Source organism: Pseudomonas sp. K8, assembly GCF_014889455.1.
GTDB classification, from domain to species: Bacteria; Pseudomonadota; Gammaproteobacteria; order Pseudomonadales; family Pseudomonadaceae; genus Aquipseudomonas; species Aquipseudomonas veronii.
This window is the reverse complement of sequence record NZ_VJWO01000092.1, coordinates 1-9,299: the sequence shown is the minus strand read 5'-3', so window position 1 is coordinate 9,299 and position 9,299 is coordinate 1. Positions and strand designations below refer to the sequence as shown.

Sequence of the window (9,299 nt, the reverse complement as noted above, 5' to 3'; positions counted from 1 at the left end):
ATAACAAGCTGCGGATGGATGACACGCGGGGGCGGGAGCACGTCAAGGTCAGTACTGAGTATGGAGGTAAGAGCCAGCTGAACCTGGGGCATTTGGTGGATGCCGCGAAACAAAAGCGTGGGGAAGGGTTTGAGCTACGTACAGATGCTTGGGGGAGCATTCGTGCAGGCAAAGGGTTGTTCATCAGTGCGGATATACAGGCCAAGGCTTCTGGTGATGTGCTCACCATGGCGCCAGCCACCGATCTGGTCGCGGGAGCCACACAACAAATCGCTGATTGGCAGGCAATCGCCCAGTCTCATCGCAGTCGCAAACCAGCCATTGATGGTCTGCAACAGTTCCAGGACCACGCCAAAGACCTGAACGCCTCGGCCATCCTACTCAGTGCGCCCAAGGGCATTGGCGCGGTAACCCCTGAAAGCCTGCTGCTCAAAAGCGGCGAGGCGATGTATGTGCAAAGCAACGATGAGATCAACCTGGCTGCCGCTCAACGGCTGTCCGTCCATGCGAATCAGGCCATTTCCCTGCTTGCCCAGCAGGAAGGCATGCGCCTGGTGTCCGGCAAGGGGCCGCTGGAAATCGAATCCCACAACGACGTGTTGAATCTGATTGCCCAGCAAGACATCACCCTGCAGACCGTACAGGGGCATCTGCAACTGACGGCTAAAAACGGCATCACCTTGGCGTGTGGTGGCGGGTATATCCGCATCACACCAACCGGAGCCATCGACATCCACACCCCGGGCAAGCTCAACCTTAAAGGCCAACACGTCTGGGAAACCACGACCAGCCAGCGCTTTCCTTTGCGTGAGTTGCCGCAGTCGGTGTGCGAAGAGTGCCTGAAAATTGCTCAACCGCAAGCAGCGGGCGCGGTCATGCGCGCCACCGACTGAGGGTAGAAAAATGCAAGAACACTACACACGCTGGATCGAGCAAATAGAAAACCTGTGCGGTTCCGCGAACGTGGGGCATGTCGATGTCGTGGTTGATCAAGCCGCCTGGGATGTATCCCTATTGCCGGCCCTTCGCCTTATGGAACCGGGCATGCGCTGGTTTTCTTTATTCAGTGCAACACCAGAAGAGGCACTGTTGACGCAGGCGCCCATTTTGATGCGAATCAACCTTGACGACTGGCGGCACAAAGCCTGGCTGGAAGAATTGATTGAGCAAGTCGGGCATCTGCCACGCCTCATGCTGTTGATTTCACCTATGCCGTTTGATGTTTTGGCTAAGTCCCTTCAGGGGCTCTCGCAGCTTGAGTGGGGAGGCCAGTCGGGATTGCTGCGCTTCTATGACCCCCGCGTAATGCCCGAAGTGTTGGCCAGCGTATTGAGCCCAGAACAGAAAGAGCAATTCCTGCGCGTGACCCTGTTCTGGAGTTGGCTGAACCGGGACCAGCAGCCTGTCTGGCAGCCTGGTACCTATCGGTCGAATCAGCCCCTGGCTGAAACCTTTCCTCCCATCAACTTGGCTGACGCTCAATTTGACCGGTTGGGCAGCATCAGTGACGCACAGAGTCTGTTCGAAGTTGCCAGGGCGAGGTTTTCGGAACTTTCCCATGAGCAGTGTTTTGCATGTTGTTATCGCGTAGTGCTGCAAGCCAGTCAAGAAAACTATTTTGGTGACTTGAAATTATACGCAGAGTTGCATTGGAGTAGGGCGGATGTTGTCTAGCTGATAGGCCTTAGTTGTCTGTTGAGCAATACAGGGGGGCATGCCGGACTTTGGTGCGAATAAGGGGTAGAGGATGAGCTATTTAAAAAGCAGCGCTATGTACCAATGGGTGGGCGGTTGTTTGCTTGTTTTACTCGCCGGATGCTCGGTGGGGGAGTCCAAGTTTTTAGCGGGTAATTTGAATGGAGTGAACCACACATCAGCGGCTATTAATCACTTTTCGGTGAATGGCTATGGTGGCGCCAATATATCTCCCCATGGTTATGGTGGTGGGATGTGCTGTGCGATGTTGCCAAGGCAGTGGCAGACAGGCTTGAAGCTTGAAGTGGAGTGGGAAACTGATCCGAACCCCTATGCAAAATCTCCGCCTTTAGGTTCGGATGCATTTCGAACTTTTATGGCTAAACATAAAACCAACTACCAACAACACAGCGCCATAGTAGAGCTTCCTCCTTATGAGGATAGATTGTGTGCGTTGGAAGTGCATTTTTTACCCTGTAATCAAGTCAAGGTATCCACCTCCTGTTGGCGCTATCCATCACCCAATAGCCCCATCAAGGAACCATTGGAAATGAATGAGCCAGCCATATGTCCGAAGTGAAGAGCGCCGAATCGGTTTATGTGTCTGACTTTTCCAAGAAAGGATGTTTATCCAGTGAGTCGCAGGAGGTTCTGAATGAAAGAGGTTTGGCGCAGGTATTTTTCTTACAGAGCTTAAGTGTGAATAAGGAGCATGGGATGAACTATTTTAGAAGGCAGTGCTATGTGCCGATGGCTGGGCGGTTGTTTGCTTTTGTTACTGGCTGGGTGCTCGGTGGGGGAGTCTAAATTTTTAGCGGGAAATTTGAATGGAGTGAACCACACGTCAGCGGCCATTAATTACTTTTCGGTGAATGGCTATGGTGGCGCCAATATATCTCCGCATGGTTATGGTGGTGGGATGTGCTGTGCGATGTTGCCAAGGCAATGGCAGCCAGGCTTGAAGCTTGAAGTGGAGTGGGAAACTGATCCTAATCCTTATGCGAGGCTTAAGCGAAAAACATCCGGGTACGGTCCTGATGAAGAAGCTTATGCCAAGCATAAAGCGAACTACCAACAACACAGTGCCATAGTAGATCTCCCTGCTTATGAGGTAGAAAAGCTGTGTTCATTAAAAGTTCATTTCTTGCCGTGCAATCAGATCAAAGTCACAACTGCCTGTATGGCTTATGGCCAACCTGGATATCCGATTAAAGAACCATTGGAAATGAAGGAGCCAGCCGTATGTCCGAAGTGAAGGGCGCCGAATCGGTTTATGTGTCTGACTTTTTCCAAGAAAGGATGTTTATCCAGTGAGTCGCAGGAGGTTCTGAATGAAAGAGGTTTGGCGCAGGTATTTTTCTTACAGAGCTTAAGTGTGAATAAGGAACATGGGATGAACTATTTAGAAGGCAGTGCTATGTGCCGATGGTTGGGCGGTTGTTTACTTTTGTTACTGGCTGGGTGCTCGGTGGGGGACTCCAAGTTTTTAGCGGGTAATTTGAATGGAGTGAACCACACGTCAGCGGCCATTAATTACTTTTCGGTGAATGGCTATGGTGGCGCCAATATATCTCCGCATGGTTATGGTGGTGGGATGTGCTGTGCGATGTTGCCAAGGCAATGGCAGCCAGGCTTGAAACTTGAAGTGGAGTGGGAAACTGATCCGAGCCCTTACGAAAAAATTAAGCGTAAACCTGATGGATTTAATTTTGATGAGGTTGCGTTGGCTAGGCATGAGGCAAACTATGGGAGATATAGCACCATAGTAGAGCTCCCTCCTTATGAGGGCAGATTGTGTGCGTTGGAAGTGCATTTTTTACCCTGCAATCAAGTCAAGGTCTCCACGTCTTGTTGGCGCTATCCATCACCTAATAGCCCCATCAAGGAACCATTGGAAATGAAGGAGCCAGTCGTATGTCCGAAGTGAAGAACGCTGAGTCGGTTTATGTGCCGGCCATATTTCCCAAGAAAAGGCGCTTGCCCAGCGATTTGCAGAGCGTAAGTGCCAACTACGATCTACAAATGATCGAGGTGGAACAGTACCGCCAAGAGTTGAATGCCCTGCGTGGTTTACGTGGTGCTTCTACCTGCGCACATAGCTTGCATATCAGCTTGTTCTTTGACGGTACTAACAACAACGAACCCTACGACACCCATAAGGCCACGCCGCCCCATCCGACCAATATCGCTCGGCTCTACCACGCCACTCTGGAGCAGCCGGAAAGTGGCTATTTTCGTTATTACATCCCCGGTGTGGGCACCCCCTTTCCTGAAATTGGCGAGCTGGACTTCAGCATGCGCGGGTTGGCCTTCGCCAATCGAGGGGAGGACCGGGTTAATTGGGGGCTATTGCAAATTGCCGATGCGCTGTCCTTCGCCCTGAACAACAAGCAGGGGTTGGATCTGCCAGTCGCCCAGGCCAAGCTCAAAGCCATGGCCACCACCTGGCCGCTGACTGCGCTGGGTAAAAGCAGCCGGCGCCAGGCCATGGCCTCGCTGCTGGAGCCCTTGCGGACCAGGGTCGCGACCGTGCAGCCCAAGGTGCTGGCGATCAAGCTGTTCGTCTATGGTTTTTCCCGTGGGGCGGCCGAGGCTCGGACCTTCGTTACCTGGTTGAGTGAGCTGTTCGATACCCCGCAAGGGGCCGAACACCCAGAGCAGGCATTATTGGGACTGCCGTTGACCATCGAGTTTCTTGGCTTGCTTGACACCGTGGCTTCGGTGGGCAGCGCCCATGCCGCGCCCTTTGCCGACGGGCATATGGACTGGGCCGATGGCACGCAGCAGTTACCCGATGTCAAGATATTCCCCGAGTGGATCAAGGTCTGCCGGCATTTTGTCGCGGCCCATGAGCAGCGCTTGTGCTTCCCGTTGGACTCGATCCGTTATGCAGATGGCCTTTATCCCCCTTATGCCCGAGAGGTGGTCTACCCCGGAGTGCACTCGGATGTGGGCGGCGGTTACCCACCGGGGGATCAAGGCAAGGCGCGAGGCGGTTCGGGCGAGTTGCTGTCGCAGATTGTGCTACATGACCTGTATGCGGAGGCTTTTGCGGCTGGAGCGCCGTTGACGGTGCCTGAGGCGGTGCTGCCAGATAAGCTCCGGCAGATGCTGCCTACGCGACATATGACTCTTGATACAAAAGAAGAGTTTGACATTACTCCAGAACTCATCGACCGCTTCAACGCCTGGCGCAACACCCTGGGCCTAACCGAAGAAACCACCCCGCCAACCCCGTCTAACGGCCCATCCCTACGCCTGGGCCACTCCCTCGAAGACGCCATGGCCGCGCAATTGGCCTGGCTCACTGGCTGGCGCATCGAGCGTCTGGCCCGTGGCAGTTACGTCAATCAACCTTTTTACGGCCAAGCCACACAGACCAATGCATCGCTGGAAGCGGCGCAAAAAGCCAAACGTGAGGCTGAGATAGCCATCGCCAAAGAAAAGCGCAAGGCGGCCCGGGGTCAGGAGAACGAAGCACAGCTTCTGTTGGGAACGGCCAGCCCGGCGGCTTACGAACCGGTAAGGGATCAGCAGCAGATCCGCGAGGCCGCTGTGGAGTTCGAACACGACTACCAAGGTTGGCGGCGCGATCAGACCAGCGTGGCAGGCTGGGTCGTCGATGTGGCGCTTAGGGACACGGTGTACCTGCTCAATGACGACGACGAGCAGCAGGAGTATGAGCGGATCAAGGCCGAGGGTGAAATGCGCGCCAAGGAGCTGTTTGTTGAGCTCGGGAACAACAGCAATAAGTTTCGCGTCAGCGATTCGCCGCAGAAAGCTGCGCTGGTCGCGCTGTTTGACGACCAGATGCATGACTCGCGTGCCTGGTTTATGCACGACGCTACGAGTTCACGGGAGTTGTGGGGGGATTATTTTCGTTACCGCATGGTGTATTTCGGCGACGAAACCAACAAGCGTATGACCCCGGTGGTGGTGGCAGGGCGTGTGGTGGGCATCGCACTGGTACTGGGCGGGGTGTACAGCATCCGTCGTCATGGCTAGAAAGGTCTGGCAGGCACGCTGGCTGGTGCATCAGTGGGCTACCAGGTGATCGATGTCGTCAGTGGCAAAGTGGAGCCTTTCCTGCCAGGGGCGGAGAAAATCCTGCAACCGACCTTCGCGATCGGAGAGGTGGTGGCGCAGCAAACGCAAGCCATTATCGAGGGTGAAGAAGCCCTGCGCAGGCAGAACATGTTGGACTATCTGAAACGCACGGGCGGATTGGTCGAGCAGGTTAAGGAGCTGGTGTCATGATGCCCCTGGTACGCATGGGCGACCCACTGCACCCGTTTGGCGGTGAGGTTTTGTCGGGGCACTACAAAGCCTTCGGCAAACCAGTGGCCTGCGTGGATGATCAAGTTCGCTGCAACCTGCATGGCATTACGCACATTATCGAAGGCGCTTCGGGTTCAACCATGGACGGCAAGCCTGTGGCGCTGCACGGCCATCGTTGCGCGTGTAGTTGCCAGTTGGTCAGCACCCTGCCGGCCACTTCAATGGTGGTTGCGCCATGAACCGTCCGCCTGAATACCCCGACGTTATCGAACCGGGCGAGCCGCGTTGGCGCAGTTGGTGGTTGGGGTTGGCACTGCTGTGGGGAGTGCAGTCGGCCGTTTTGCTGATGCTGTGGCCCCAGGAGCAACCGCGCCTGGAATGGTGGCTGTGGAGCGCGGTGCTGCCGCTGTGCTGGGCGCTGATTCTGGCGGTGCGTGTGTTGGTGTGGCAGATCGAGCTGTTCAACCGCAAGGTGTATCTGCGCGCGCTGGAGGCCGCCATGCAGGCTTGGTGGCAACGGCGCTCGCTGGGTTTACCGGTGCAGGATGTGTTGTTGCTCGGCCCGGCGGGTGACATGCAAGAAGACTACCTGAACTTGATGACAAGCGTCTCGCCACCCTTGGCGATACCCGGCGCTACACAGCCCATGTTGCGTTGCCCACTGTCGCTGAGCTTGATCAGCGAGCGTGAACCTGCACTGGCACGGCATCTCGCCCGTTTAACCTTGGCCCTCCCGGGGTTGTCCGAGTGCTGGCCACAGTTGCGGGCAATTGCCTGGGTGGGGGATGAGAGCGGCCAGGCTGCTTTCGTTGAGGCGTTGGTCCGGGCGGGAGTGGTGTTGCCCGAGGCCCGTTTGCTGCTACAGAACCTGACTGATTTGGATGACCTGATCGATACCTTCCATCGCGATTGCCGTGGCGAGGACGACTGGTTGTTGTGCGCCGGCGTGGCGTCGGTGGCAAGTGCCGAAGAGGGCGAGCTGGGGGGTGAAGCGGGTTTCTTCTGGCGAGTGAGCTGGCCGGGGCGGCAGTTGGTGCATCGCGGTGAATACCTTGCAAGCCAGTCGCCCGTCGAGCTGTGTGCACAGATGCAGCGTTACGCCGGACTGCAATCTGCGCCGACCACCTGCCTGGCACTGGATCGAGCCAGCCAGGCTGCGTTTGTAGAGGGCGGCTGGTCGGCAGTCGAACATCAACTGGCCGGGCAATGGGGCGTGCTGGCGCACCTGGCGCCGTTTATCGGGATGTCCCTGGCATTGCTGCAAGCGGGGGCGGCGGGTCAGCCCTGTGGTTGGCTGAGCCAGGATGGAAACCAACGATTGGCGATTGGAGTGGCGGTGCCTTATGGCAACAGTTAAGGACGTGGGTAAGGGCTCGTTGGTTCGCGTGGGGTTGGGCTATCTGCTGATCATGACGCTGCTGGTACTGCTCGGTGGTCTGTTGTATGGCTTGTGCAGCGGCTATCTGGGCTGGCCGAAAATGCCGCTCAAGCAATTGCTGCTGTGGGGGCTGGGGGTGTGGTTCGCGCTCTGCTGGTTCTGCCCGGTCATTTTGCTGGCCTGGGATCGTCTGGCGCTTCGCCAGGCACAGCAGGTCGTGAGGGCGGTCACCCAAACGCCGAACTCGCGATTGACCCGGGAACCCGCATCGCCAGATGCGGTAAAAGTGCGCGAGCACCTACGCGAGCACTACGGCCTCTTTTGGCGCCACAAAACCCGCCTGCTGCTCATCATCGGCGAATCCACCGAAATCGAAGCCATCGCCCCCACCCTGGCCGCTCACCAATGGCTCGAAGGCCAAGGCACTGTCCTGCTGTGGGGCGGCAGTGCGCAGGCCGCGCTGGATCAGTCTTTCCTCAAGCAATGGAGCGGCCTCAGCCGCTGGCGTGCGCTGGACGGAGTCGTCTGGGCGCTGAACGAAACCCAGGCCGCCGACGATGTCGCGATGGGCAAAGGTGTACGCCAGGTGCAGCGCCTTGCCCGTGACTTGCGCTGGCAGTTGCCGTTATCTCTCTGGCAGGTCTGCGGCAGTGCGTGGGCGCAGGACACGCGCAAAGCGCAGCCGGTGGGCTGTCAGTTGCCCGAGCGCTTTTCGGCGGCGGTATTGGACGCCGCGCTGAATCGTTTGCTGGAGCCTTTGCGTCGCGCGGGTTTGGCGCAGATGAACGCGGTGATGAAGGATGATTTTCTGCTGCGTCTGTCGCGGGATTTAAAGGGCGAGGGCATTGATCGTTGGCGTCACACCTTGGCGCACCTGGCCGGCGAATTTGCCCGTGGCGTGCCGTTGCGGGGGGTGTGGTTCAGCCTGCCGGTCCAGCGCTCGCCGCATGATAGCCAGCATGAGTGGTCGGTGGCCCCGGTGTGGCACGGTGTACTCGGCGATAACGCCCGTGGCCGCCGGCTGGGCTGGAGCGTGCCGCGAGTTGGCTACGCGCTGGTGCTGGGTTTGGCGACGTTATGGGGAGCAGGACTGCTGCTGTCATTCATCAGCAACCGCACGCAGATCGCCCAGGTACATAGCTCGTTGTCGACCTTGCAACGCGCATCACAAGGCGACGAACAGCTCCAGGCCCTTCATGAACTGGTCCGCGAATTGGCGCGCCTGGATGATCGCGTTCAAGGCGGCGCTCCGTGGTACCAGCGCTTCGGCCTGAATCAAAACCCAGTGCTGCTTGAAACCGTGTGGCCGCGCTACGTCGAAGCCAACAACCGCCTGATCCGCGACCCCGCCGTCGCCGCTTTACGCCAGCAGCTCACGGCCCTGGTCAAGCTGGCCCCGGACAATCCCGAGCGCGCCGAACGCGCCCGTGCTGCCTACGACCAGCTCAAGGCCTACCTGATGATGGCGCGTCCGACAAAAGCCGACGCCAGTCTGCTGGTGAAAACCCTCGGCGAAGTCGAGCCTTCCCGCGCGGGCCTCTGGCAAGCCCTGGGCCCCACTCTGTGGCAGTTTTACGCTGAACACCTGGCGGAAAACCCGGCTTGGCGCATCGACACCGACGCGCGGCTGGTCGCGCAAGTCCGGCAGGTCCTGCTCGGCCAACTGGGTCAACGCAATGCCGAAGCCAATCTGTACCAACAACTGCTCGATGACGCCGCCCATCACTACCCGGCCCTGGGCCTGCCGCAACTGGTCGGCGACACCGACGCCCAGGCCCTGTTCACCACTGAGGCCAGCGTGCCCGGCGTGTTCACCCGCCGGGCCTGGGAAGGCTCGGTGCGCCACGCCATCGATGCGATCGCCGAGGCGCGCCGCGAGGAAATCGATTGGGTGCTCAGCGACCAACCCGCCGATGTCCACACCCGCCTGAGCCCTGACCAACTGCGC

General features: G+C 57.9%; 9 protein-coding genes and 1 pseudogene. All 10 read left to right on the top strand.

Annotated features, from left to right (window positions below; translation table 11 throughout):
• On the top strand, window positions 1-893 hold an 893-nt coding region (locus tag INT12_RS30035; RefSeq protein WP_193041030.1), incomplete at its 5' end, for a type VI secretion system Vgr family protein.
• 10 nt (window positions 894-903) lie between these two features.
• Window positions 904-1,674: a DUF4123 domain-containing protein gene (locus INT12_RS30030; RefSeq protein ID WP_193041029.1), complete on the top strand. Its 771-nt coding sequence runs from the start codon at window positions 904-906 to the stop codon at window positions 1,672-1,674.
• A gap of 73 nt (window positions 1,675-1,747) precedes the next feature.
• Window positions 1,748-2,275 carry a DUF3304 domain-containing protein gene (locus tag INT12_RS30025; RefSeq protein ID WP_152032029.1) on the top strand — a complete coding sequence of 176 codons (528 nt, stop codon included), beginning with the start codon at window positions 1,748-1,750 and terminating at the stop codon, window positions 2,273-2,275.
• A complete protein-coding gene (locus INT12_RS30020; RefSeq protein ID WP_193059153.1) occupies window positions 2,263-2,502 on the top strand; it encodes a hypothetical protein in 240 nt (79 codons plus the stop codon). The genes INT12_RS30025 and INT12_RS30020 overlap by 13 nt, the downstream gene beginning before the upstream one ends.
• Entirely contained in the window at window positions 2,438-2,950 is a 513-nt protein-coding gene (locus INT12_RS30015) for a DUF3304 domain-containing protein (RefSeq protein WP_193059151.1), read from the top strand. The genes INT12_RS30020 and INT12_RS30015 overlap by 65 nt, the downstream gene beginning before the upstream one ends.
• 138 nt (window positions 2,951-3,088) lie before the next feature.
• A complete protein-coding gene (locus INT12_RS30010; RefSeq protein WP_082107747.1) occupies window positions 3,089-3,622 on the top strand; it encodes a DUF3304 domain-containing protein in 534 nt (177 codons plus the stop codon).
• Window positions 3,610-5,952: pseudogene (locus INT12_RS30005) on the top strand (T6SS phospholipase effector Tle1-like catalytic domain-containing protein). The gene INT12_RS30010 and the pseudogene INT12_RS30005 overlap by 13 nt, the downstream one beginning before the upstream one ends.
• Window positions 5,949-6,212: a PAAR domain-containing protein gene (locus INT12_RS30000; protein WP_193041027.1), complete on the top strand. Its 264-nt coding sequence runs from the start codon at window positions 5,949-5,951 to the stop codon at window positions 6,210-6,212. Before INT12_RS30005 ends, INT12_RS30000 begins: the two are co-directional and overlap by 4 nt.
• Window positions 6,213-6,319: 107 nt before the next feature.
• Complete coding sequence (locus INT12_RS29995; RefSeq protein ID WP_193041032.1) at window positions 6,320-7,330, top strand: hypothetical protein; 1,011 nt, start codon at window positions 6,320-6,322, stop codon at window positions 7,328-7,330.
• Window positions 7,331-7,382: 52 nt separating this feature from the next.
• The coding region (locus INT12_RS29990) for an ImcF-related family protein (protein ID WP_413469024.1) at window positions 7,383-9,299 on the top strand (1,917 nt) is incomplete at its 3' end.